The sequence below is a fragment of the Sorangium aterium genome (assembly GCF_028368935.1).
In the GTDB taxonomy this organism is placed as follows: domain Bacteria; phylum Myxococcota_A; class Polyangia; order Polyangiales; family Polyangiaceae; genus Sorangium; species Sorangium atrum.
The window spans coordinates 1,496,199-1,519,406 of the sequence record NZ_JAQNDK010000004.1; the positions used below are offsets into that span (position 1 = coordinate 1,496,199).

General features: G+C 69.8%; 23 protein-coding genes. 12 read left to right on the plus strand and 11 right to left on the minus strand.

What is annotated here, in order from left to right; all coding sequences use genetic code 11:
* Nucleotides 1-159 precede the first annotated feature (159 nt).
* Both POL72_RS37130 and POL72_RS37135 read left to right on the plus strand, forming a co-directional pair.
* On the plus strand, nucleotides 160-879 hold the full coding sequence (locus POL72_RS37130; protein WP_272101554.1) for a hemerythrin domain-containing protein: 720 nt from the start codon (nucleotides 160-162) through the stop codon (nucleotides 877-879).
* Nucleotides 880-964: 85 nt separating this feature from the next.
* Nucleotides 965-1,837 carry a helix-turn-helix domain-containing protein gene (locus POL72_RS37135; RefSeq protein ID WP_272101555.1) on the plus strand — a complete coding sequence of 291 codons (873 nt, stop codon included), beginning with the start codon at nucleotides 965-967 and terminating at the stop codon, nucleotides 1,835-1,837.
* A gap of 53 nt (nucleotides 1,838-1,890) precedes the next feature.
* Here POL72_RS37135 and POL72_RS37140 read toward each other — a convergent pair whose 3' ends face one another.
* Both POL72_RS37140 and POL72_RS37145 read right to left on the minus strand, forming a co-directional pair.
* The gene (locus POL72_RS37140) at nucleotides 1,891-2,772 is read right to left on the minus strand and encodes a VOC family protein (protein WP_272101556.1); all 882 of its coding nucleotides are present in this window, start codon (nucleotides 2,770-2,772) and stop codon (nucleotides 1,891-1,893) included.
* A gap of 202 nt (nucleotides 2,773-2,974) precedes the next feature.
* On the minus strand, nucleotides 2,975-3,379 hold the full coding sequence (locus POL72_RS37145) for a VOC family protein (RefSeq protein ID WP_272101557.1): 405 nt from the start codon (nucleotides 3,377-3,379) through the stop codon (nucleotides 2,975-2,977).
* A gap of 346 nt (nucleotides 3,380-3,725) precedes the next feature.
* On the opposite strand from POL72_RS37145, the gene POL72_RS37150 reads away from it, so the two are divergent.
* Nucleotides 3,726-4,211, plus strand: a complete 486-nt coding sequence (locus POL72_RS37150) for a hypothetical protein (RefSeq protein ID WP_272101558.1) — start codon at nucleotides 3,726-3,728, stop codon at nucleotides 4,209-4,211.
* A gap of 84 nt (nucleotides 4,212-4,295) precedes the next feature.
* Here POL72_RS37150 and POL72_RS37155 read toward each other — a convergent pair whose 3' ends face one another.
* Complete coding sequence (locus POL72_RS37155; RefSeq protein WP_272101559.1) at nucleotides 4,296-6,113, minus strand: DUF2169 family type VI secretion system accessory protein; 1,818 nt, start codon at nucleotides 6,111-6,113, stop codon at nucleotides 4,296-4,298.
* Nucleotides 6,114-6,343: 230 nt separating this feature from the next.
* Here POL72_RS37155 and POL72_RS37160 point away from each other — a divergent pair, with 230 nt between their 5' ends.
* The 6 genes from POL72_RS37160 to POL72_RS37185 all read left to right on the plus strand — a co-directional run bounded on the left by POL72_RS37160 (nucleotide 6,344) and on the right by POL72_RS37185 (nucleotide 11,159).
* Nucleotides 6,344-6,562, plus strand: coding sequence for a hypothetical protein (locus tag POL72_RS37160; protein WP_272101560.1), 219 nt, complete (start codon nucleotides 6,344-6,346; stop codon nucleotides 6,560-6,562).
* A 16-nt stretch (nucleotides 6,563-6,578) separates the two neighbouring features.
* Nucleotides 6,579-7,814 carry a DUF2169 domain-containing protein gene (locus POL72_RS37165; protein ID WP_272101561.1) on the plus strand — a complete coding sequence of 412 codons (1,236 nt, stop codon included), beginning with the start codon at nucleotides 6,579-6,581 and terminating at the stop codon, nucleotides 7,812-7,814.
* A 28-nt stretch (nucleotides 7,815-7,842) separates the two neighbouring features.
* Nucleotides 7,843-9,315 carry a hypothetical protein gene (locus POL72_RS37170; RefSeq protein ID WP_272101562.1) on the plus strand — a complete coding sequence of 491 codons (1,473 nt, stop codon included), beginning with the start codon at nucleotides 7,843-7,845 and terminating at the stop codon, nucleotides 9,313-9,315.
* 876 nt (nucleotides 9,316-10,191) lie between these two features.
* Nucleotides 10,192-10,491 carry a hypothetical protein gene (locus tag POL72_RS37175; RefSeq protein ID WP_272101563.1) on the plus strand — a complete coding sequence of 100 codons (300 nt, stop codon included), beginning with the start codon at nucleotides 10,192-10,194 and terminating at the stop codon, nucleotides 10,489-10,491.
* Nucleotides 10,492-10,513: 22 nt separating this feature from the next.
* Nucleotides 10,514-11,005, plus strand: a complete 492-nt coding sequence (locus POL72_RS51410; protein WP_272101564.1) for a CBS domain-containing protein — start codon at nucleotides 10,514-10,516, stop codon at nucleotides 11,003-11,005.
* Nucleotides 11,006-11,015: 10 nt separating this feature from the next.
* On the plus strand, nucleotides 11,016-11,159 hold the full coding sequence (locus POL72_RS37185; protein WP_272101565.1) for a hypothetical protein: 144 nt from the start codon (nucleotides 11,016-11,018) through the stop codon (nucleotides 11,157-11,159).
* Between the two features lie 6 nt (nucleotides 11,160-11,165).
* On the opposite strand, the gene POL72_RS37190 is transcribed toward POL72_RS37185, so the two are convergent.
* The 5 genes from POL72_RS37190 to POL72_RS37215 form a co-directional block, all read right to left on the minus strand.
* Nucleotides 11,166-12,335 carry a hypothetical protein gene (locus POL72_RS37190; protein ID WP_272101566.1) on the minus strand — a complete coding sequence of 390 codons (1,170 nt, stop codon included), beginning with the start codon at nucleotides 12,333-12,335 and terminating at the stop codon, nucleotides 11,166-11,168.
* Nucleotides 12,336-13,375: 1,040 nt separating this feature from the next.
* Entirely contained in the window at nucleotides 13,376-13,783 is a 408-nt protein-coding gene (locus POL72_RS51035) for an RNA recognition motif domain-containing protein (protein WP_272101568.1), read from the minus strand.
* A gap of 423 nt (nucleotides 13,784-14,206) precedes the next feature.
* Entirely contained in the window at nucleotides 14,207-15,277 is a 1,071-nt protein-coding gene (locus POL72_RS37205) for a DUF2169 domain-containing protein (protein WP_272101569.1), read from the minus strand.
* A gap of 31 nt (nucleotides 15,278-15,308) precedes the next feature.
* Nucleotides 15,309-17,483, minus strand: coding sequence for a type VI secretion system Vgr family protein (locus tag POL72_RS37210; protein WP_272101570.1), 2,175 nt, complete (start codon nucleotides 17,481-17,483; stop codon nucleotides 15,309-15,311).
* 172 nt (nucleotides 17,484-17,655) lie between these two features.
* Entirely contained in the window at nucleotides 17,656-18,216 is a 561-nt protein-coding gene (locus POL72_RS37215; protein WP_272101571.1) for an NADPH-dependent FMN reductase, read from the minus strand.
* 707 nt (nucleotides 18,217-18,923) lie between these two features.
* Between POL72_RS37215 and POL72_RS37220 the strand changes: the two genes are divergently transcribed.
* On the plus strand, nucleotides 18,924-19,895 hold the full coding sequence (locus POL72_RS37220; protein ID WP_272101572.1) for an alpha/beta fold hydrolase: 972 nt from the start codon (nucleotides 18,924-18,926) through the stop codon (nucleotides 19,893-19,895).
* A gap of 79 nt (nucleotides 19,896-19,974) precedes the next feature.
* Here the strand turns inward: POL72_RS37220 and POL72_RS37225 are convergent, their stop codons facing one another.
* Together POL72_RS37225 and POL72_RS37230 are read right to left on the minus strand one after the other, a co-directional pair.
* Entirely contained in the window at nucleotides 19,975-20,406 is a 432-nt protein-coding gene (locus tag POL72_RS37225) for a type II toxin-antitoxin system VapC family toxin (RefSeq protein WP_373372283.1), read from the minus strand.
* Nucleotides 20,403-20,681, minus strand: coding sequence for a type II toxin-antitoxin system Phd/YefM family antitoxin (locus tag POL72_RS37230; RefSeq protein WP_272101574.1), 279 nt, complete (start codon nucleotides 20,679-20,681; stop codon nucleotides 20,403-20,405). The genes POL72_RS37225 and POL72_RS37230 overlap by 4 nt, the downstream gene beginning before the upstream one ends.
* Nucleotides 20,682-20,993: 312 nt before the next feature.
* Here POL72_RS37230 and POL72_RS37235 point away from each other — a divergent pair, with 312 nt between their 5' ends.
* Nucleotides 20,994-21,347, plus strand: a complete 354-nt coding sequence (locus POL72_RS37235; protein ID WP_272101575.1) for a hypothetical protein — start codon at nucleotides 20,994-20,996, stop codon at nucleotides 21,345-21,347.
* Between the two features lie 348 nt (nucleotides 21,348-21,695).
* Nucleotides 21,696-22,448 (plus strand): NAD-dependent epimerase/dehydratase family protein, encoded by a 753-nt coding sequence (locus POL72_RS37240; protein WP_272101576.1) that lies wholly within the window; start codon nucleotides 21,696-21,698, stop codon nucleotides 22,446-22,448.
* Here the strand turns inward: POL72_RS37240 and POL72_RS37245 are convergent.
* The gene (locus POL72_RS37245) at nucleotides 22,385-23,110 is read right to left on the minus strand and encodes a carboxylesterase family protein (RefSeq protein ID WP_272101577.1); all 726 of its coding nucleotides are present in this window, start codon (nucleotides 23,108-23,110) and stop codon (nucleotides 22,385-22,387) included. The genes POL72_RS37240 and POL72_RS37245 overlap by 64 nt on opposite strands.
* Nucleotides 23,111-23,208 lie beyond the last annotated feature (98 nt).

Genomic DNA, 23,208 nt, shown 5'->3' on the forward strand with positions numbered 1-23,208 from the left:
GGCTCAAACCGCCCGCATCGCAGGTCACGGGATGGCGCCGGCCGCTGCGCTCGTGACCGGCGCCTCCAGGGGAATGGGCTGCTCGATCGCACCACGCGCGTGGAGGGGCTGAAGCACGGGTAGCAAGCTGGGGCGCGGTGCGGAAGGGAGGTATCGCCCATGAACAACGACGGATTGTTGCGGCGGACGCTGGTGCTCGCGACCAGCAGCATCGGCATGAGCGCCGTCCTCGGCGCCTGCGCGCGTCAGCGCGGCGCGGCGGCCCGCGAACCGAAGCAGGAAGGCGGCGCCGGGGAAGGCGACGAGGTCACCCCCGGCGAAGATCTGATGCGAGAGCACGGGGTCCTGCGCCGGGTCATGTTCCTGTACGACGAGGCAATCCGGCGCCTGGATGGGCCCGCAGATGTCCCGGGCGACGTGCTCCTCTCGGCTGCGGGCGTGGTGCGCCGGGTGATCGAGGACTATCACGAGAAGCTCGAAGAAGACTTCCTGTTCCCCCGCTTCGAGAGGGCCGGTAAGCACACCGATCTCGTCGCGGTGCTCCGAAGCCAGCACCAGGCGGGGCGCCTCGTGACCGCCGACGTGCTCACGCTCGCGAGGGAGCCGCTTCGCGAGCAAGCCGCCCGCCGCAAGCTCGCCGACAGGCTGCGCGCGTTCAATCGGATGTACCGGCCGCACGCGGCGCGCGAGGACACGGTGCTCTTTCCCGCGCTCCGGGCGCTCGTCGGCGCCAAGGCATATGCCGACCTCGGCGAGCAGTTCGAGGAAAAGGAGCACCGCATGCTCGGCGACGAGGGCTTTGAGAAGGCGGTGGCCGAGGTCGCCGAGCTCGAGGTGGCGCTCGGGATTGCCGACCTCGCGAGCTTCACGCCAACCTAGGGGAAGGTGTGACGGGAGTGCTCGGGCTTCGCGAGCGCCGCGCAGCGATGTGGCCGGGGCCGTGATCGTCGGCCATAGTGTCCACGTGTTGTATGTCCGCCACGTGCCGGGTCCGCCGCTCTCGGCGCACGTCGCCGAGCTCTGGTACCTTTCAGCTGCTCCGCCTCACGCGGCCGAGCGCATCCTGCCCTCCGGTACCCTCCAGCTGGTCGTCAACCTCGACGAGGACGAGGTTCGCATCTACGACGGCCCCACCATCCGCCGCCACGCCGGTGCCGTCGTGTCGGGCGCGTACCAGTCCTGCTTCGGCGTCGACACACGCGAGCACGCGTCGATGGTCGGGGTCCACTTCCGCCCCGGCGGCGCGTGGCCGTTCCTCGGCGCGCCGCCCGGCGCGCTGACCGACACGCACGTCGACCTCGCGGAGCTCTGGGGGCTGCGAGCGGCGGAGCTCCGCGAACGCCTGTGCTCGGCGCCGGAGCCGCGCGCTCGCTTCGCGCTGCTCGAGCGCACGCTGCTCGACCGCCTTTCGAATGCGCGCCCCGGTCATCCCCTGGTGCCGCACGCGATCGCGGCGCTCGATGGAGGCGAAAGGCGCGTCGCGGACGTCGCGGCCATGCTCGGCATCAGCCACCGCCGGCTTGTCGACGTGTTCACCGCCGAGACCGGCCTCGCGCCGAAGGCCTTCGCCCGGATCACACGCTTTCGGCGGGCGCTCTCGCAGGCCGAGAGGGAGCGCGAGCCGGACTGGGCCCGGCTCGCTGCCACGTCAGGGTTCTGCGATCAGTCGCACCTGATCCGCGAGTTCGTGGCCCTCTCCGGCAATTCGCCGACCGCGCTCGTCGCCCAGTCCTCCCGCGAACGCGTGAAGCTGCATCACATCGCCATCGCCGCGCCGGATGGGGCGCGCGGAAGGGACCGGCGACACGCGCGATCCCGAGGCGTCCTGACTGGATGACCGCGAAGGAGCAGCGCGGCGTCGGGATGCGCCGCGGCGCGGCCGGCGCATGGCTAACCCGCCGATGCCTCGTGGAGCTCGATCGGATTGCCGTCGGGATCTTCGAGTTGAATCTGCGCGCCCCCCATGCCGCGCTCGATGTCGTTCCGGAAGGGTGTTTCGGCCGCGCGGAGTCGTTCGATGATCGCGGCGAAGTCGTCGACGTAGAGGACGATGCGGTTCCAGCCGCCCGCGGTCTGAGCGCGGCCATCGGGCATCGGGCGCGCGCCTGAGCTGCCGGGGCCGCTCAGGAGCAAGCGCAGGTCACCGCGGGAGACCGTTGCGAACGCCGTGCCGGACTGCAGGTCGAGCGTGAAGCCCAGTTGCTCGGTGTAGAAGCGAGCGGCGCGATCGACGTCCGTGTTCTGGTAGCGGACGACGGCCGAGGTGGCATCGGGGTTTCCTGCTGCCGAGGTCGATTCCTCCGGCGCCTCGTGAAGCTCGACCGGGTTGCCGTCGGGATCTTCGAGTTGAATCTGCGCGCCCCCCACGCCGCTTTCGATGTCGTTCCGGAAGGGTGTGCCGGCCGCGCGGAGTCGCTCGATGATCGTGGCGAGGTCGTCGACGTAGAGGACGATGCGGTTCCAGCCGCCGGCGACCTGAGCGCGGCCATCGGGCATGGGGCGCGCGCCGGAGCTGCCGGGGCCGCTCAGGAGCAAGCGCAAGTCACCGCGGGAGACCGTTGCGAACGCGGTGCCGGCCTGCAGGTCGAGCGTGAAGCCGAGCCGCTCTGTGTAGAAGCGAACGGCGCGATCGACGTCCGTGACCTGGTAGCGGACGACGGCCGAGGTGGCATTGGGGCTTTCCATGGGCGAAGTCGACTCCGTGGTGTGGGAGATGCAACCTCCGAGTGAGACGATGACCAGCATGAGGATGATCTTGAGGATGATCTTCATGCGCCGATTCTGTCGCCCGCGCACGCCGCGGTATTGGACAAATTGGAAGCCGCGGCGGTCCGGGCCGTCATCGCGGGCACGGGCACCTGGTCTTCGACGTCGTGTCCCACGCAGGCGTCGCGACCCCGACCGCCAAGGAGCCGCCGGACGTCGGGGTGACGAGCGCTTCGCTGGCCCACCTCGCGCGCTCGCGCCGGGGCGATCAGCGCTGCCTGTCGAACTTGTTGATCGCTTCCGGGCTGACGGGGGTGAAATAGTTCACGAGGTTGCCGTCCGGGTCGCGGAAGAGGAGCGAACGGTTGCCCCAGGGCATGGTCGTCGGCTCCTGCACGACCTTACCGATGACAGGAGCCAGCCTTCGATATTCCGCGTCGACGTCGCTCACGCGAAACTCGACGATGATGGAGTGATTGTCGGCGGGGTGCGCCGCTCCCGCCGCGAAGAGCTCCATGGTGCGCCTGTGCGCGATGGCGAGGGTGCACGAAGGCGTCGTCAGCTCGGCGAAGTCTTCGGTGTACCAGGTCGCCGCGACGCCCGTGACGTGCTCGTAGAATGCGACCAGACGTTGGGTCGCGTCGGTGATGATGCGAATCGAGACGAAATCCATGACGGCCTCCTTGCGCAGCCGTGGCTGCGGAGTTGACGCGCATCCCATGTAGTTTGCGCCTGCTGACAGCGTGGCGTCAGCAGGGGCTCTTCAAGCTCGTGGACATGCGCCGCACCGAACGACCCTTCGCCATCCTCCATGGGCTGCGTGTCGATGTTTGACAGGCCGGGAGCCGCAAGGCGGTGGAAGAGTCCTGCGCCGTAGTGTCCGCGGTCGCAACCCGGGACGTTCAGATTGCGATTGCCCGGCGCGCCGGGGTGCGCTCTTCTTCGATCCAGGAAGCGGGAGACTCTCCCGCGAGCGCGCCGCGATGAAGCCCTCGTACGAAGCTCGTGCACCAGAGATCGTGACGGAGCCCGAGCAGGTGGACCAGCTGCCGGCGCTGATCGAGCGGATCGCGGAGCAGACGCGGCGCGATGCCGAGGGTCGGCAGGTGGAGCTGCCGTCGGGGCGCGTCGTCGAGGTGCGATCCGCGGCAGGGGACGAGGAGCGGGTGACGATCCGGAGCGCTTCCGGGGAGATCGAGCTCGACGTGCGCCTCACCGCGCGCGGGCCGGTGCTGCGGATCCGGGCGGCGGAGCTCGAGCTCGAGTCGCCGGGCGCGGTGCGTGTCGACTGCGATCGTTTCCATGTGCGCGCCGAGCACGGGATCGTGCACGAGACCGGCGGCGACCTCGCGCAGACCGTCGCCGGCGACGTGACGACGCGGGCGCGCGGCGAGCTGCGCGCCGAGGCCCGTCAGGTGAACCTCGAGGCCACGCGCGGTGACGTGCAGATCGCGGCGAACGATGACGTGCAGCTGCTCGGCGAGCGGATCAAGCTGAACTGCTGAGCGCCGCGCGGACGGCGTGTGGCGGGCGGCGTCCGCGCTCACCGACAGCGCGCCGCGGGCGGCGCGCGCCGGGTCGATCGCGCGTCAGAGGGCCGAGAGCGCGCGCTCGACCTGCTCCGCCAGCGCGGCCTGCGTTGCGACGCGCCGCTGCCACACGCGCTTCAGCCGCATGCCGAGCGGGGCGTCGAGCCCCTGCTCCGCGATCTCGAGCGCGAGCTTGCCCCGCCGCTCGGCCCTGACGAGGCCGGCGTACTGCTCGGCCCCGAACCGGTCCGGGTGGCGCCGCTCCCAGGCGCTCACGTACGCGTCGTCGAAGCGCTCGCGCAGCGCGCGATCCCCGTGCTTCAGCGCTCGCTCGAGCTCGTCACGCCAGCGCCGGTCGGCCTTCCGCCAGGTGGCCTCGTCGAGGTCGTGCGCGGAGAGCACCTCGCCGCGCAGCGCGCCCCGCTCGGCGAGCTCCGAGCAGACGGTGGCGTACCGCTCGATCGTGACCGACTCTTCCGGGCGCGCTGCGCTCGGCGCCGGCGGTTCCTTCAGCGGAGCCGGCGACGACGGCGCCGGGGCGCGCGGCGCGGCGCCCGCGGGGGCGGGCGGCTGCGATGGGGCTCCGTCGACGTCGAGCGCGGCGAGCAGCGCTCCCGCCGCTGGGCCGGGCGTCGTGGCCTCGGCCGGGGTGGCGGGCAAGGTGCCCGACCCCGGCGCGCTGCCGGGCCCGTCGAGCGCGAGCGTACCGCCCGCGGACCCCTCCCGCCGCCGCGGCTCGCTGGAGCGCGACGGCGCGGCTGGCGCGGCCGCCGCGGCGCGCTGGCCCGGCGGGCGCCGCGGCGGGACCGCCGGCGCGCTCCCGACGCCCACGCCCGCGACGGCCATCAGGCGCTCCCGCTGCGCCGGGTCGCGCAGCTCGACGTGGGCGCGCCAGGTGATCGTGCAGAGCAGCCGATCCGCGTCGACGTGGAGGCCGTCGGCGTGGAACACGAGCCGCGCCGGGGCGTCGGGATCGGCGTCGTCGAGGCCGTACACCGCGCCGGCGACGCGCGCGTCCGGCAGCGCGCTCTGGATGCGCGGGCGATCCGGGTGGAAGCCCTCGAGCACGACGACCGTGTCCGGCTGCAGCGCGGAGAGCCACTGGTCGCGCGGGGCGCACTGGAAGTACGACCAGTCGAAGGCGCCCGGCACCTCCATCACCTCGGCGTCGAGCCTGGCGCGGGCGCCGGCCGGGAGGCGGCGGCTGCGCGCCGGCCACGCCGCCGCGAGCGGACCGAAGCCGATGGGCCTCTGCGGATCGACCGGATCGAGCACGTTCGGCAGCTCGCCATCGCGCTCGCTGCACCCCAGGGGGTTCTCGGGCACGCCGACGCCGCCGGCGGCGCGCTCGTACACGATCGGCATCCGCACGAACGGCTCCGGCGCTGCCCCGGCCTCCTTGCGGCGGCCGACGACGCGCACCGTCTTGTCGAGGCCAGGCGCCTCGCGCTGGACGAGCGCGAACCGCGCGCTCATCTCGGCGACGGGGCGGCCGCCGGGCGCTGCGGCGTGCCCGAGGGCGGTCACGTCCACGTACTGGCGGTACGGCACCCGATCGCTCGCCGCTGTCACGTGGGTCATGGGGCCGCGGCGGTCGTGGACATCCTTCGTCTGGAACGGCGCCGCCACCTCCGCCGGCCGCATCGGCGACGCGTCGAGCGAGAAGCTGGCCTTCACGACGACCGTCAGCCGGAGCTTGCCCTCGTGGCGCCAGGGGACCGTGTCGATGGTCGCCTGCGCCGCCGTCGCCGACGCCGCCGGCGTGAGCGACGCGCAGGCGACGCCGCCCACGGTGCCTGGCAAGAACGGCAAGGCGCGCGCCGCGAACTGCGCGGCCTGCGCGTCGTCGACCGGGAGTGTCCCCTTCGGCTCGCTCATGTCCCCGTCGTGCACGGTCGCAACCGCGCCTCTCGAGGTCAAGGGCTCATCCAGCGAGCGCGGGCGATCGCGGGCCGCGACGTACAGTGGAGTCGTCGTCGGTGTGTGGCGGTGCGCGGATCGCTTCGGAACCTGGCCGCCGAGCTCGACAAGAGGTGCGCGCCGGCGACGGGAGATCACAACAACAAAATACAGAGTGGCCGCCCGCGCGCGCCAAGTACCATGACCGCATGAAGCGGCTCACCGACCCCTTCCACGTGCTGCCGGAGGCGCAGCGCCACGAGCTCATGCGCGACACGGTGATGGCGATCTTCGGCCCCGCGGTGGGTCAGGGCTTCTGGGATCAGATGGAGCCGCTGCTCACCGACACACGGCGCCAGCCGGGCGACGCGGAGGAGCCGGAGAAGAACTTCTGGCGGGGCCGCTGGCGCATCTACGAGGCCGAGTGAGCGGGGAGCAGCGGCCGTGAGCAACGACCCGACGCCGCCCGCCGCGCGCGCCCCGGCGCGCAGACCGCGCCGCAAGACCGAGCTGCTCCTGCAGGGCGAGCCCGACGGGAGGCGGTGGATCGCCTGGATCTCGAAGCGCACCTACCGGATCCACAACGGGCGCTGCGAGCTCGACGCCCCCGGGCAGCAGGAGGTCCTGCACGACGACGAGATCCCGTACAGCGAGGATCGCAAGCCGCCGCGGGTCTCGCCGCCGATCGCCGTCGACGACATGCTCCCTTTCCGGCGCGCGACCGACGTCGTCATCCAGGCCTTCGCCCACGCCTACAAGCCCGACACCCGCACGCTCACCGCGAGCGTCCGGTTCGGCAAGCACCACCGCGAGATCGTGGTCCACGGCGACCGCGTGGGCGAGATCGACAGGGCGGGCCGGCCGCGCTTCTCCGAGCCGGCGCCGATCGAGGTGGTCCCGATCCGCTACGACTATGCCTATGGCGGCGTCGATCTGACGGCGCTCGGCCGGAACGGCGACATCCTCGGTCAGCTCGTCCAGGAGGCCCGGCGCGGCACCGACAGGCTCGCCGACACGGTGTACCACTACCCTAGAAATCCATGTGGTTACGGGTACTTGATGGAGCTCGACGCCGAGGGCTTCGCGGGGCGGCCGATCCCCAACCTCGAGTTCCCGTTCGACCCGCTGACGCCCCAGCGCCTCGCCGTGGGCAAGCCGTACCGGTGGATCCACGCGCCGCTGCCGGCGGGCTGGGATTACCAGTCCATGGCCTGGTTTCCCCGGCTCGCTTACCTCGGGCTCGCCCCAACCTGCCAGAGCGACGGCAAGCTCCCTGCCGAGGTCGAGCGCGGCTGGGCCGCCCGCGATGTCCTCTCGATACCGCCCCTTTATCAGGCTCCGGACGCCCCGCTCCGGCTGGAGTATGCGCAGGTCGCGTCGCCCGGGATGAGCGTCTCCGACCTCGCGCCGGACGAGTATTTCGAGCTGCACAACGTGCACCCGAGCCGGCAGGTCTACTCCTTCCATCTGCCCGGCGAGGTGCCCCGGGTGATGCTGGAGCTCGCGCCCGGTCGGGCGCTCGTCGAGGTGGAGTCCCACCTCTGCTCGGTGGTCGTGCGGCCGGTCCCGGGCGAGGTCGTCGTGGTCTGGAGCGCCCGGGCCCCCGTGGCGCTGGATCTCACCGAGGAGCAGATGACGAACCTGCGGCGCGAGGTGCGCTGGACCTCGGCGGCCCGATGAGCTCGATGAAGATGAAGGAGCGCGGACGATGTCCTACGGCTGCCTGACCGTCACGCGGTGGAACGTGTTCCTCGGCCTCTCGTGGCACGAGGCCCTGTTCTGGTGGCCGATGCCGCCGCCCGGGGCCTACGTGCCCCAGAAGTACTGGCCTCATTTCCAGACAGGGCTTGTCAGCGGCACGCACCTCTTCTCGTTCTGGTCGGAGCAGAAGAAGCACGAGATACAGCTCGACGGCGTGCACTGGATAGGGCGGGGGAGCGACGCGAGCCTCGTCGTCCCGCACGTGGACGTGGTCCAGGGGTGGAATCCGCTCCTGCCCTGGACCATCCTCTTCGGGAGCTCCATCTCGGTCTGGGGGACGAGCGGGGTCGCGATCGGGTGCGATAACCCCATCTTCGGCGAGACGACCTGCGATCTCGCGTGCTCGCCGTTCAAGACCGTGCCGTTCTCGCTCCACCTCGCGTGCAACAGCCCGATCAGCCTGCCGCTCGATTTCACCATCGTCTGGGGCACCGCCAAGGCCGGCTTCACCTGGACCGACTTCATCGCGTGCCTCGTCGACATCGCGATCGAGATCGCGATGGACATCCTGATGAAGTTCGGCGGCCAGATCGCGGGCAAGCTGTGGAAGGGCGCGAAGGCCGCCGGGAAGGGGCTGATGAAGGGCGCGAAGATGGCCGCCGCCAAGAGCGCGGACCTCGCGCAGCCGTTCTTCAAGCGGGCCGGCAAGGCCCTCGCGCGGGAGAGCGCCGAGGAGACGCTCGCGAAGATCCTCAAGGAGTCCGCCGAGGAGGCGGCCGACGACGTCGCGTCGAAGGTGGGCAAGCAGGCGGCGGAGAGCTTCTCGGACTCGCTCAGCCGGCTGCGATCGCAGAGCGACGAGCTGCTCGAGGAGCTCGCGGAGGCCGCGGACGGCAGCGTGTGGAAGTCGTTCAAGCAGGGCGCCGCGGAGCTCGGCGAGAGCGCCGCCGATCGCATGAAGAAGCTCGGGAAGAGCCTTGGCGCGGCGGCGAAGTCGGCGAAGGACACGATCATCGCCGTGAAGACGTGGAAGAAGGTGACCGAGGAGAACCTCCTGAAGTCGCGGAAGGTGAGCAGCATCCTCAAGTACACGGCCCTGGCGAACGGGTTCAAATACTCGAAGAAGATCGGCGGGAAGCTCACCAGCTCCATCGACGCGCAGTACCACGACCCCGGGGATCTCGACGCGGCCTCGGACGGGTACAGCTTCGGGCCGTTCGCGCTCGGGAGCAGGAGCGGCGTCTACGACGACCTCGGGGACCCCGTGGGGGACACGGGCGACGACGACGAGGATGACGAGACCAGCAAGACCGTGGTTGGCGATCGGTTCGCCTGGAGGGGCGACGCGAGCGCGAGCGCGAAGGCGCGCGTGAGCGAGCGATTCTCGTGGTCCGATCAGAGCGACGAGAGCGGCGGGAGCGCGGGTGTGGACGACCGGTTTGCCTGGATCGTGAGCGACGCCGCCACGTCCGGCGCGTAGCTCCACCCACCAGGAGTCCAGGTAGCCTGACCGCCTCGTCCCGCTGTTGCGCGTCCGCCCTCGCAGCACGCCTACGGTGTCACGAAGATGGCCGAGAGATCATCCACGTAGAAGGAGCCCGTGGAGTTGGCGCCCATCCTCTCCGCGGAAGGCGCTGAATCGACCCTGGATCGATGTCACGTCGTTGAAGCTCGGGTGCTGAATGAGCACCCACTGCTCGTTGGCCTCGCCGGCCGGCGAAGCGGCCACCATCACGTTGCCGTTGCCGTTGCCGTTGCCGTTGCCGAGCGCCGTCGCGACGGTGCCGACCGTTTGCTGCGAGCTCGGCAGCTGGGATGCGGTGTCCTGGTTGAAGCCGGCGCTGAGGATCGTCTCGGCGGCGCAGCCTGTGAGCAGCGCCGAAAACGAGGCTCAGCGCTCCTCTGATCTCGGGAGAAGAGCACGGGGCTGCCGAGCACCCTGTCTCTCGGAAGGAGACACCTTACCCTCGAAAATTTCCGCCCCAGACACCATTGCTGTAAGGCGCGATCCGTGTCGACAATGACGCTCCGCGGCAAGCCGACCGCCCCACCATCAAAGCGCTGGATCCAGGTGCGCCGTCGGCATCGACGGCGGTGATCGGCAATACCAACCGGGCCGTAACCAGCGCCCAAGTGCGGCCGGACTTCGCATCGTGGACGCGGCATAGGCGGGCTGGCGGAGCCCCCGGGCGGCGCGTGGGCGCCGGGCGGGTTCGGCGCACGAGTCTTGCACCGCACAGACGAGGGTTCGAATTCTCTTTACGCTCGCAAAGCAGCCTGAGATGCTATGCGCTGCCACGAAACGGCGCACAACGAGGGCATCGTTTCGGGTGCGAAAGCATCTTGGAGGGGTAACATGCCGATCTCAGTGACAGTCAAAGGGAAGACGTACGAGAGCGACGGTCATTACCATGCGGAAGAGGTCATGCTCGCTTCCGTCAGCCGTTCAGCAAACCTTGTTGTAGAAATGAACGGTTGGCCGTGCACGGGCGAACGGCACCACAATTGTCACAAGCGCTTCCTCACCGAGTCCACTGGCCGCACGATCACGGTGACCATCACGGACGATCATGCCGGCTACGCCGCGAACCATGGGCGCAAATTCGGGCAAACAGGGACGATCACCTACGCCAATGGCGTCGCGACCTATGGCTAGAACGTCAAACGTATAGAAAGGCGTGCCATCGGCCAGCCCAGCGCCGAGCGAGACGCAATCCGTCGACCAGCTCGCTCAACTCGCGCTCACGACGAGCTTCGATCTCTCGTCCCTCGAGCGGCACCGCGACCCCCCTCCACCTGGGCAGGCCGACACGATCAGCGCCGCGAATCTCGAGATGAAGCTCGCGGAGATCCGGCATATTCCCGTGGTCGACGCGAAGGGGCACGTCGTCGGGATCGTCTCGGATCGCGATTTGCTCCGCCACGTGAGCCGCCTCGACGGCAAGCCCATCCCGATCGAGTCGATCATGACTCGGCGTGTCCGCACCGTGCGATCGACGACCCCGGCCGCCGACGCAGCCCAGATCCTCCTCGATCACAAGATCGGCTGTCTGCCCGTGGTCGGCGACGAGGAGCAGCTCATCGGGATCATCACCGAGACCGATTTCCTGAGCATCGCTCAGCAGGCGCTGCGAGGCGTCGACGTGACCCACAGCGCCGGAGATCGCTAGAAGACGGGCGGTGGATGGCGAGTCCCCGTTCCTCCTGAAGCTCACCTCCGGCGGCACGCTCTGGGTCGCCGGCACCTTCTACGGTTCCGTCGACGTCGGCTCGGGTCGCGTCGCCGAGCACGAGCGGATTCGTCTTCCGCATCCCGGCGCGTGAGTAAATTCAGAAGGCTGGGTAGCAGCTCTTGCCGTCGGTGGTGATCGGTCTGTCCTCGGGCTCGGCCTGCGTGAGGTCGATGGCGTGGAGATCCGTCACGTCGTCATGGCGCAGGCAGTAGACGAGGGACGTCGCGTCGGGAGCGATCGTCGCGCTATCTATGTAGGTGCCGGGCTCGGCGAGCACGAGGGGGGATATCATGGCTGTGGCCATGTCGTAGACCAAGAGGGCGCTTGTCTCTACCGTGGTGTCGTTGGCCGGAACATCGATGGTTCCGACGAAGACAAAGCCGCTGCCGTCGCCGAGCCAGCTCGCCGTCGTGAGCGAGGGCCGCACCTGGCCTGCGCCGTAGCCCTCATCCACGAGCTTCGTGGGGCTGGTGCCGCCCGCTCTCGGATAGAGAAAGATGCCCTGATCCTCCGAATTCACGCACACGCTGTGAATGAGGAGGATTTCGCCGGTGGCCGGGTTGACCGAAGGTTCTATCACCGTGCAGCTCAACACCGTGGGGAAGGGCTCCGGCAAGCCACCTCCCGCGGGCACGCGCCACGGGAACGAGCCTCCTTGGAGGCTCGTCCCCTCGTACCACCAGTTGCCAAAGTCATAGAGAATGCCGGTGCCGTCGGCCGTGAACCTCGGTGCGTCCACCGAGATTTCGAAGTTCGTACGGCCCTCGCCGTCGTTGGGAAACACCGGCGTGAGGCGGCGGAAGTCGGTCCCGTCGGTGGCGAGGCTCCAGAGGCGGCGGGTCGCGAGGTGGGTGTCGTTGTCTTCCTTGGTGGGGCCGTAGAGCGAGGCGAGGACGATGCGGGTGCGGTCGGGCGAGAGGGTATGGCCCCAGATCTCCCAACCTTCACTGCCGTCGCCGCGCAGATCGGTGACGATGCGCTCGGCGCCGGTCGCGAAGTCTCGCGCGATGAGATGATCGTGATCGGCCGTCTCTGCGCGCACGTAGAGGAACGTGCCGGCCGGGAGGGCACCCGCGCCGGTGGACGAGCCACCGCTGCCGGAAGCGCCCGTGCCGCCCGATGTGCCGGTGCTGCCGGAGGAGCCGCTCGGACCAGCGCCCCCGCCGCCGGAGGTGCCCGCGCTGCCGGAGGTGCCCGCGCTGCCGGACGTGCCCGCGCCGGTGCCCGATGTACCGGTGGACGACGCGGTCTCGATTGTGCACGCCAACGTCGAGCTCGCGACGATCGCAACGAGACTGAAAACTGGCCAACTGTTCTTCGTCGGAGTCATGCGACCAGCCTAACAAACTCTACTCAGGCGCATTTGTCTTTCAATCCGGCTGGATCTCGGGCTCGACCAGGTGCGCTCGAGCCCCATCGTCGGCTTCGACTTCGAGCTCAGGACCGTCGAGTATGTGCGCCAGGGTCGCATCGAGGCCACGCACATCCGGCGGCACTATTACGAGGGGTACCTCGATGGCCAACGTGCGACGAAGCTGCTCGGAGCGGTTTGTCGATGGCGCGATTGCCGTCCCGCTTGCGTTTCGGAGCGGGCTTGTCGTCCGCCATCGCGGACTCTTCCGGCCTCGCAGGGCGTCGTCGCTGGCTCAGCTACCCGACTAGGGGATTTCGGGGTCGGTGTGCCTTCGCCACTCGTTCCGCGCGCTTGAGTAGGCGGTCCGGGCGGCGAGCTCGCGTTCCACGCCGGTGATGGCGGGCATCTTGCGATGGCACAGCTCCCCGGGAAGGGTGATCTCCACCTGAGTTCGTGCTTCACGCAGCGTGCCGGGCCATCCGCCGGCGGCGGGGCGGCCTTCTCGATGGAGGTCTTGACGCCAACGCCTGGCCCACGCCTGGCCCAGCGCGTTGGCGCTCTGCTCGATGAATCGTTGCCGCACGGTCGCCTGCGCCGAGCCGTCCTGGTCGGTTGCTGGCTCTGACGGGGCGCGCTCGGCGCCCTGGCTCGGCGCTGCGCGCTTCACTCGATGACCGCGGGCTGAGGCCCCGGGACGATCCCTGCGATGTCCGGATCCTCTCCCGGTGTCCCGCTGACGGCGGAGCCCTTTCCCGTGCGGCGCGCGAGACGGTTCGCGTCTTTCTCGCGCTGCTTCTCTTGCCGTTCGCGTTCCTTTTGCCGCTTCAATGCTCCCTGCTTCTGCATGCGGAATCGGCCTTTCGGCGCCTCTGGGCGCGTTCTTCAGCACCTCATGGTGCGTCCTGAGAGCGCAGGCGTGGCGGCGCACGAGCGCCGCCACGCCGCGCCCGTGATCAGTACCGGTCGCGACCGCCGCCGCCGCCGAAGCCGCGCGCCGGACGCTCCTGCGCTTCGTTGACCTTCAGCGCGCGGCCATCGAGCATGGCGCCGTTCAGCTGCGAGATGGCGCTGTTCGCGGCCTGAGCCGTGCCCATGGTCACGAACGCGAAGCCGCGCGGCTGCCCCGTCTCGCGGTCGGTCGGCATCGCGATCTCACGGACCTCGCCGGCCGCGGCGAACGCGGACTCGAGGGTCTCGCGGGTGGTGTTGAACGAAAGATTTCCTACGTAGAGACGATTTCCCATGCCATCCTGCTCTTTTACGGCTTTCTGGTGCGCTCTGCGGCGCTCTCGCGCCTGCCATCCGACGAAGCCGTGACGGATCGAACGGAGACGTGCGGCGCGGAACTCCCGCGCGATCACACGGTGCGTCGTCCAGTCGTCCGAGCGAGCCGCAATCTCCCTCACGAGTGAGGGAAGAGGGAAAGCGTCGTTATCGAGGGCCAGGGACGGTCGTGAGGAGGGCATCCTAGCCCGGTGCATCGTCGTCCGCAAGCGGGCCGTTCCGTCTTCCGTCGCCGACCCTGCCGCCGACCGCAGGCAGCCGGCGAACAACGAAGTTGCATGGGGGCGAAATGGCCCATGTCCGCGATCGCCGTGCACCTCGGCCCCGGACCCTGCGATGGCCCGCCGTGAGCTGAGCGGGGGCCTGGCGCCTGCGCCCGCGCCCCTCGCGACCGCGCAGCGTGCTGAACGGGCCCGGCCCCCGGCGCGAGAACGTCAATCTCACGTTGACATCCGCTCGCCCTGGACCGGGGTTAGGCGGCAGGGGAGCGCGCGCCGGCCTCACGGGTCGTGCGCGATCCGGTAAATCCCCGGGATCAACGCCGGCAGCGGGCCATCGTACAGCGTCGCGGTGCGCCGCTCCTCCTTGCGGACGTGGTACTCGAACACGCAGCGGAGGGAGAAGAACACCCGCCCTTCCCCCGCGACGATCCCTATCTGATCGAGGTGCATGGGAAACACATACTCCCGCTCCTCGAGCTGCACATGGATGTGCATCCGCAGGTCGGGCATCGCGAAGGCGAGGTCCCCGCCGCGCAGGCCGTGCGTGAGCCGGATCCCGTCGCCCGGCCTCGGCTCGCCGCCTGGCTCGATCATCATGCCCGGGTGCCCCATGTTGAAGAACGTGGGGAGGATGTCCCTGTGCCCCACCTTGAATTCGGGCGCCCTGTCAGGCGTGAGCCGGCTCGGGTCCGGCGCGACGGCGCTCGTCGCGGCCTTCACGCGGAGCGCGCCCTCGGCGGGGTAATAGCCCAGGCCGACGGGATCGGGGGAGTCGCCGAACGAGCGGAGCAGCCGGTTCGGGTCCTCGAGGTTGGGCAGCGGCTTCCCGAGGGCGCTCTTCGCGTCGAGGTAGAACCCTCGCCCCGACGGGTTGGGCGTGAAGGGCATGTCGAGCCCGTAGTCGGTAGGGCACGTCCCGCCGAAGGCGCGCCCGTAGTCGAGCTCCATCGAGACGAACGACTCCGGCTCGCTCGGGACCAGGGCGCCGCCGGCCCCGGGCGCCCAGGAGCGGTCGCCGAAGACGGCGATCCGCCGCCGGAAGGTCCGGCCCACCTCGAGCTCGACGTCGAGGCGCTGCCTCGCCGCGCCGCCGGGCTGGCGCACCTTCCCGCCGAGCAGCACGTCGATCCCGCCCATGTAGAACGGCTTGTCCCCGGGCATCTTGCCGAGCGCCGTCGCGACGGGCTCGCCCGAGATCGGCCACGGCTCGTCGGGCGTGGCGACGAGCGCGCCGCCGGCGACCCGGAAGGTGGGCCGCGCGATCGCGCAGCCCAGCATGTGGTCGTCGCTGCGCGCCGACGCCGTCCTGAGGAGCTGCGCCGGGTGCCTTGTCTCGTTGCGAAGCTTCACGGATCGAGCCCTCTCCGCCGCGGCGCCGCGCTCAGCAGTTCAGGCGCACGGTGCCGCCGTCGAGCTTCTCCGTGGCGCTCCCGTTGGTCACGTAGATCCCGTCCGAGGTGATCTCGATCTTCGCGGACTTGCCCTCGGCGTCGGTCGAATTGCCGATCTCGAGGACGATCTTCTTCTGGGCCCGGATGCGGATCGTCGAGTCGGCGAACAGGGCGAGATCGGGTCCGCCGATCTGGACCTCCTGCTCCGACTCGACGCGCACCTCTCCGGCGCACGTCATCTCCAGCGCGCCGTCGGTCACCGCCCACTCGAGCGAGCCCGCGCTGAGCGTGCAGTGCCCATCGACGACCTGCTGCATCGTGCCGCCGATCGAGAGGGTGAGGTTGCCCGTGACACGCCTCGACTCGTCGTCCAGGGAAGAGATCGCGTGCGCCCCGGTGACGACGACCGTCCGATCGCCGCTGACCTTGACCGACTCGTCCCCGCCGACGCACGCGCTGCGGTCCCCGGCGACGATGTCGCGGCGGTCCCCGACGACGCTCGCCGTGTGGTCGCCCGCGACCGAGAGCCAGCTGTCGGCGCCGACCGAGGTGGTCTGATCCGCGGCCACCGTCCTGGTCTCGGCCGCGCCCACGGTCACGGTGCGCGCGCCCGCGACCGTCACCGCCTCCGCGCCGCCGACGGTCTTCGTGCGGTCGCCCGTCACCGCGAGCGCATCGTCGCCGCCGACGTTGCGGCGCGCGTCGTTCAGGGCCTCGACCTTGAGGTCGCGCTGGGCGCGGAGGTAGACCTCTTCCCGGCCTGACTGGTCCTCGAAGCGGAGCTCGTTGTACCCGCCGCCTCCCGGGGTGCTCTGCGTCCGCAAGGCCGATCTGGTCTTCTCGGCGGGGAGCGCGTACGGGTAGGGGCTCACGACCGTGTACACCCGGCCGGTCACGATGGGCCGGTCCGGATCGCCGTCGAGGAACTCGACGAGCACCGCGCTCCCGACGCGCGGGATGTGCATCGCCCCGTAGCCGGCCCCCGACGCCATCTGGGCGACGTGGACCCAGCACGCGTTCTCCGAGGCGCTGCCGTTGCGATCCCAGTGCAGCCTGACCCTCACGCGCCCATCGCCGTCCGTCTCGATCTCGGCCCCCTGCGTCCCGACGACGGTCGCGGCCTGCGGGCCGGCGATGCGCGGCTTTGGCGTCCTGCACGGGGGCCGGAAGGCGACGCCGGCAGGGACGCACTCGAACGTGCAGCGGTACCCCTCCTTGCTGTCGAACCGGGCCGCGTGCTCGAGCCGGGTGACGAGGTACTCCGCGTTGAAGCTCTCCCTCGGATGATCCTCGAGCCGGAACCGCGCGCCGGGCGCGAGCCGCACGGAGCAGGCCTCGCCCTGTCCCACGGCGGCGGTCGCCTGGAGCGCGTCGAGGCGGACCTCCGCCGCGGGGCTGGCCGGGTACGCGAACACGGCGAGGTCCGTGTGGCGCCCCTTCTCGGCCGCCGTGTCCACGACCGAGGCGGGGTTCTCGAACGGCACGTCGCGCGTCGTGACCTTCCCCGGCCGGACCCGCTGCGCGAAGCGGAACGAATCGATGCCTTCTCCCGTGTGGAGCGCCCCCGTCACCGACCGATACCGGAGCTCCTCCGGGGAGATGGGCGAGTGGACCTGCGCCGTGTCGGAGATCATCAGGGTCGCGCCAGCGTCGGTGTGCTCGAAGTAATAGAAGATGCCCTCTTCCTCCATGAGGCGGCTGAGGAACGCCCAGTCCGACTCGCGGTACTGGACGCAGACGTCGCGCGCCTCGTAGCTGCGCTGGAGCACGATCTCGTAACGCCGGACGCCGCCGAGCTTGAGCACCCGCTCGATGACCTCGGCCGTGGTGACGCCCTGGAAGATGCGGCAATCGTACCGCTGGTCGAGGAGCCAGACCTCCGGCACCAGGGTGGCGCGGTAGGCGGCGCGGTGCTCCGACGTGTGGACCTGCTCGAACCCGCTGACGATCCCGTGCAGGTGGCGGGCGCTGGCGCCGTGATCGAGCGTCAGCACGGCCGACTCGGCGACGAGCGCGTCGAGGTCGAGGTCGGTGTCGGCGCACTCGACGGTGATGTCGAAGGCGTAGAGCTGCGACATCGCCTCCGCGCCTGAGAGCTCCTTCACCTCGAGCGAGGTCTTGAGTCCATCGATCGTGAGTCGTGCGCGGACGAGGGGCGGTGCCACGGCCATGAGAACCTCGGAAGAGTTTCGACCATCAGAGCCGATGTCGCGCCGATGTGCAAACCCGTCGCGCGGGCCGGGCGAGCTGTGCGGTGCAGGTGCGATGTGCCGCGCCTCGATGGGCCCGCTCGGTACGCCGTGGCACGGCCGTGCGTGAAGGTCCTGGAGCCGCTGCTCACCCGGCGCGCAGCGTCTTCATGGCGCCGGCCCACGCGATCAGCTGATCGAGCAAGGCGCCGACGGACTTCTCGTGGCGGGGGCGGGGCTTGAACACGCTGAAATTTTCGAAGTCGTCGAACAGAGAGAGCATGACCTGCGCGCGCACGTCCGCGATCTGGAGCTCGGCCATCACGAGCCGGAGCTGCTCGACGGCGCGTGAGCCTCCCGCGCTGCCGTAGCTCACGAAGCCAGCCGCCTTGTTGTTCCACTCCTTGTACAGGTAATCGATCGCGTTCTTGAGCGCGCCCGAGGTGCCGTGGTTGTACTCCGGCGTGACGAACACGAAGGCGTCGAACGGATCGATCTTCGCCGCCCAGGCCTTGGTGTGAGGCTTCGTGTACTGTCCCATCGACGGGGGCGCCGGCTCGTCGAGCAACGGCAGGTCGAAATCCTTGATATCGACGAGCTCGTAGTCGGCGCCGCCCTTCTTCGCCGCCACGTCGTGCACCCACTTCGCGACAGCCTCGCCGTTGCGGCCCGGCCGCGTGCTCCCCAGGATGATCGCCACCTTCAACATGTCTTCTCTCCAAGGCAATAGCCCCTCTCCGCTCGAGCCGACAGGCGGCGTGATGCGCATTCCCACGACGCCGCGGTGGAGGGGAGGGGGCTCACGAGGTTGCTACCAGCTCGACGCTACTACCAGCCAGGCAGGCGTCGCGCCAGCCAGGTGTCGCGGGAGCGCGCGACCGCTCGACCCGCACCGCCGCTTGCACATCCGCGCGCCGAGGCAGCGACCGCTGGTAGATCGTGCGGGCGTGCGCGAGGAGGGCTCCGGCGCCAAGGCAGCCTGAGCCGTCGACCGATCGCCTCGTGGACAGCTCGGGTCGCTGCCGCAATTCGTTCTCAGGCATGCGGCGCCAGCCGGGGGACCGCCGCTCCAGGACCTTCACGCACGGCCGCGCGGCGTGCCGAGTCAAGCCACTTCCCTCCGATTGATTGCGTCCGGTTCATGGCATGACACGGCGCGCGCCGTCGCGATGGCGGCGCCGCGCGGCCTGTCTCCCGTGTAGACACGCGCCGGCGTCGGAGATTTGCTTGCGCCTTTTATAATTAGTATTTACTTGCGGCCTTGGTCCGTTCGTGAACAATCAGCTCGACGGCGCGGTCGAGATGATCGTCAATCCGGGCGATCGCCGCGGTCGCGTCGAGACTCTTCCTTTTGGCCGTGGCAGCGCGTGATCGAGGGGCAGCCTCGCGCGCGGCCGGCAGTGGAGATCAAGAGCCATGACCGACAAGAAGCAAGGAGCACCTTCGTCCAGCTCGACCCCTACCCGTCGCCAGGTGCTGAAGCAGGCGGTGGGCCTCGGCGCGGGGCTCGCCGCCACGAGCTTGCTCGGTGGCGAGGCGTCGGCGGCGCCGCGCATCCGCTCCGGGACGTTCACGACGAGCGACGGGGTCGCCCTCAACTACCTGGAGGCGGGGAGGGGGAGGCCGCTGCTGCTCCTGCACGGGTGGTCCCAGTCGGCCGCGCTGTACAGGGCGCAGATCCTCGCCTTCTCGCGGCACCACCATGTCTTCGCGCTCGACTGGCGCGGACATGGCGAGTCGGAGAAGCCCGAGCGCGGCTACCGCGTGGCCCGCTTCAGCAGGGATCTTTACGAATTCATCCACGGGATGAGGTTCAAGCACCTCTCCGTGCTCGGTCACTCGATGGGGTGCGGCGCGCTCTACAGCTACTGGGACAACTACGGGGGTTGCGACCTGGACCGCCTGATCCTCGTCGACGTGGGCCCGGCGATGACGGCGTGGCCCGACTGGTCCGCGGAAGAGGCGGTCGAGGCGGGGGCCCTGTTCACCCCGCAGTCGCTCCACGAGACGGCGGCCGCGCTGCGCGGGCCCGACGGGATCGCCACGACCTACGGGCTCGTGGCCACCATGTTCACCCCCGGCTACCCGGCGGATCAGCTCGCCCTGGTCGTCGAGCAGAACCTGAAGCTCCCGCGCGAGTACGCCGCCAAGCTGCTCGTGGACCAGGCCGAGCAGGACTGGAGGGACGTGATCCCGCGGATCGACGTGCCCACGCTCGTCGTCGGGGGAGAGGCGAGCATCTTCAACCCCATCTCCCAGCAGTGGGTCGCCGACCAGATCCCCGGCGCCGAGCTCATCCTCTTCGGCGCGGACGAGGGGGGCAGCCACTTCATGTGGCTCGAGAACCCCGAGAAGTTCAACGAGGATGTCCTCGACTTCCTCGGCTGAGCTGCACCGCCCTTGAGCAGCCGTCGCGCGGGGTTGCGCGGCGATACCTGGCTTCGCTGTCGATACGATGACGCGGCGCCTACTTCTTTTTTCTGCTCGACCAGCTCTCGATCGGCAGGCCCTGAAATCGTTGAAAGTCTCGAATGTTCGCCGTTACCAAGATCAAGTCGTTGCTCTTCGCGATGGCGGCGCTCTGCCCGTCCACGAACGGTGCCGGCGTTCCCTTCGCATCGAGCCGAGCGCGCTCGTCGGCATGCCATGCCGAGGCCGCGGCGTCGTATGGCAAGATGGGAAAAGACACGTAGACGACCTCGCGCAGGTACGCCTCCAGCGCTGTGCGCCGCTTGCCTGAGGGCAGGAGCCGACAGCCGTACCACAGCTCGTGCCATACGGGGGCGGCGAGCGCACTCTCGTGCGCGTGGGCCTCGATCTTCGCGAGCATCGCCTCGTCGGGAACCTTCTTCATCGGCTCCGAGATCGTGGAGGTGTCGAGCAAGAAGCGCGGGCTCACAGCTTGACCTGTCGACCCGGTGAACGGTCGCGAACGGACGCGGCGAAGTCGCGCTCCAGGCCCACCTCCTCAAGGACGTGCCGCTTTCGGAACACGCGGTACACGTCGCCGAAGCTCGGTCGATCCGAGCGCAGCCGCTCGAACTCCTCCCGGGACAGGACGACCGCCACGGGGCGACCTCGCCGGGTGAGCTCGACGACTTCACCCGCTTCCGCTTGCTCGATGATGGAGGGGAGATTGGCCCGAGCTTCTGCGACGGAGTAGCGATGCGCCATTCAATAGATGTACACCAACATGTACATTCGTGCAACCTGGCGGGACGGCTCTGGTCCACCCTCGGGTCGCGCAGCTCGGCGGCAGGACCGGACCGGTCTTGGCGCCGGAGCACTCCCTCCGACGATCCCGTCGACTATAGGTGGCTCGCGACCAACGAGTCGGCACAGCGGTCCACGTGCGTCTGCTGTCAGCCTGCATGCGCGTGCTGCCATACAGGAGATGGCGGCGGCTGTGCGATTCGCGTCGCCACACGTCGCGAGCGCCGGCCGTTGCCCCAGCGATCCGAGCCTGGTACGGGTAGGGTGGCTGCCATGAGCTGGACCGAGGATGACCAGAGCAGGCTCGACCGCCTCCGTGACAGGGAGCTTTCCGGCACGCTGACGCAGCCCGAACAGGAGGAGCTCGCGGCGCTGATGGCGCGGATCGAGGCGGAGGAGGCCGCGATGCTTGCCCCGGAGATGGCTCGGCTGCGAGCCGAGGCTGGCGACCTGGCGGCCGAGCTGGCCAGCGTCGAGGGCGAGAACGAGCAGCTGGCCCAGCTCATGGCACAGCAACAGGCCCTCGTGACCGACACGCGCAGATTCCTCGAAGAGTTCGAGCGGCGCCGCGCGTCCATCCTCGACGGACTTGCCCGCGTCGCCGGCGAGCCGCTGCCCGCTGCATGAATGGCCGTCTCGACTGAAGCGCGCGCAATCGTGCGGGCCGCCTTCGGTGGACGGTGTGGTTACTGCGGCGTTTCCGAAACGTCGGTGGGGGGCGAGCTGGAGATTGATCAGTTCTACCCGCTTGCTGCGGGCGGCTCCGACGACATCGGGCCGCGCGCGGCAGAAGCCCAGGTCGTCGTGCGGGGAGACCTTGTGACAGAGGGTCCGGGAGAGATACACGATTGACCGCGGGCACAGCAATCCAATCAACGCCTCCCCGTAGTTCGAGCCGACGCGACCGCTGCGCCCGTCCCGGCGCCGCCGCTGCCCCATTGGACATCCGGTGAGGGAGCGGGCATCGTGGCGGCCATGAAGGTCTTCGTTACGGGGGGCTCGGGGTTCATCGGAGGCCATCTCATCGAGGGGCTCGTGCGCGCCGGTCACGAGGTGAGCGCGCTGGCGCGCTCGCCAAGGAGCGCCGACGTCGTGCGACGTCATGGCGCGACGCCGGTCGCGGCCGACCTCGGGACGCTGAAGGGTGAGGACCTCGCAGGCGCCGAGGCCGCGGTGCACTGCGCAGCGTATGTCGAGGAGTGGGGGACGCGCGCGCAGTTCTGGGAGGGCAACGTGGAGGGGACGGCGCGGGTGCTCGACGCGGCGCGGGCCGCCGGTGTGCGCCGGTTCGTCCACGTCGGCACCGAGGCGGCGCTCTTCGATGGCCATGATCTCATCGCTATCGACGAGACGCACCCCTATCCCGAGAGGCAACGCTTCCTGTACTCGGAGACGAAGGCAGAGGCGGAGCGGCGCGTGCTCGCGGCGAACGAACCCGGCGGCATGACCACCGTCTCCATTCGCCCGCGCCTCGTCTGGGGTCCAAGGGATGCGACGGTGCTGCCCGTCGTGCTGCGCATGGCGCGGGAGGGGAGCTTCGCGTGGCTCGACGGCGGCGGCGCGCGCACGTCGACGACGCACGTCGCGAATCGTGGCCGATGCCGGGCTGTTTTCAGCCGCCGTTTGCGCGGGCTGGGAGTGACGGCTCGGTACCCGCCGTGCGTTCATTGCGCACGAGCGCCGCGGCGCTGCGCAAACAGCCAGCGCCAGGTCGCATCCTCGGCGTAGACATCGATGAACACGGCGTGCCCGCCGCGCGCGAACTCGGTGAGCGTGAGCGCCTCGTCCGCGGACGCGTCGGTGCCGGGACGCCAGACGACCTCGCCGCCATCGAACACCGCGGTCGAATCGGACCCCGGCGGATAGCTCAGCATCGGATTGCCGGTCGGGGCACCCCGCAGCGCCGCGATGGCGGACGCCCAGGTCGCGGACATGTAGTTCGGCACGATCTCGTCGTCGAAGGCGTGGAACGCGCGCACCGGCAGCGTGCGCAGGCCCGCCGCTAGCTCACCCGTCTGCGGGCAAGCGCCGCAGATAGGGAGCGCCGCCGCCAGCCGCTCCGGATGGATAGCGGCGTAGCGCCAGGTTCCGCATCCACCCATGCTCGGACCGGTGACATAGATGCGGTCGCGATCGATCTCGTGCGTTGCGAGCAGATGGTCGAGGAAAGCGTCGATCTTCGCCGGGTCCCATTCGCCGGGCGACTGCGGTGCGGCGATCAGCGCGCCGGCGTCGACGAGCGGGGACGACATGCCGAACAGGCGCGCGCGCGCCAGATAACGCAGCGGGGGCAGGCGGTGGATGATGGCGCGCGGGTGCGTACCATCACCGCGGCTGCCCCCGCCGTGCAGCACGAGCAGGAGCGGGCGCGGCCCCGGCTCCGGCGGCACGTACTCGACATATCCGTAGGGCGACGCCGTCGACCCGATCGGATGCGCCTGCATCATCAGGGCAGGGATCACGTAGCGCAGCGCGAGCAGCGCGAGCC

Coding starts and splice junctions, on each gene's coding strand:
- POL72_RS37240 (WP_272101576.1), top strand. CDS start 21,696: ATGAAGGTCTTCGTTACGGGGGGCTCGGGGTTCATCGGAGGCCATCTC.
- POL72_RS37215 (WP_272101571.1), bottom strand. CDS start 18,216: ATGTTGAAGGTGGCGATCATCCTGGGGAGCACGCGGCCGGGCCGCAAC.
- POL72_RS37140 (WP_272101556.1), bottom strand. CDS start 2,772: ATGAAGATCATCCTCAAGATCATCCTCATGCTGGTCATCGTCTCACTC.
- POL72_RS37130 (WP_272101554.1), top strand. CDS start 160: ATGAACAACGACGGATTGTTGCGGCGGACGCTGGTGCTCGCGACCAGC.
- POL72_RS37160 (WP_272101560.1), top strand. CDS start 6,344: ATGAAGCGGCTCACCGACCCCTTCCACGTGCTGCCGGAGGCGCAGCGC.
- POL72_RS37175 (WP_272101563.1), top strand. CDS start 10,192: ATGCCGATCTCAGTGACAGTCAAAGGGAAGACGTACGAGAGCGACGGT.
- POL72_RS37235 (WP_272101575.1), top strand. CDS start 20,994: ATGAGCTGGACCGAGGATGACCAGAGCAGGCTCGACCGCCTCCGTGAC.
- POL72_RS37220 (WP_272101572.1), top strand. CDS start 18,924: ATGACCGACAAGAAGCAAGGAGCACCTTCGTCCAGCTCGACCCCTACC.
- POL72_RS37170 (WP_272101562.1), top strand. CDS start 7,843: ATGTCCTACGGCTGCCTGACCGTCACGCGGTGGAACGTGTTCCTCGGC.
- POL72_RS37155 (WP_272101559.1), bottom strand. CDS start 6,113: ATGAGCGAGCCGAAGGGGACACTCCCGGTCGACGACGCGCAGGCCGCG.
- POL72_RS37145 (WP_272101557.1), bottom strand. CDS start 3,379: ATGGATTTCGTCTCGATTCGCATCATCACCGACGCGACCCAACGTCTG.
- POL72_RS37230 (WP_272101574.1), bottom strand. CDS start 20,681: ATGGCGCATCGCTACTCCGTCGCAGAAGCTCGGGCCAATCTCCCCTCC.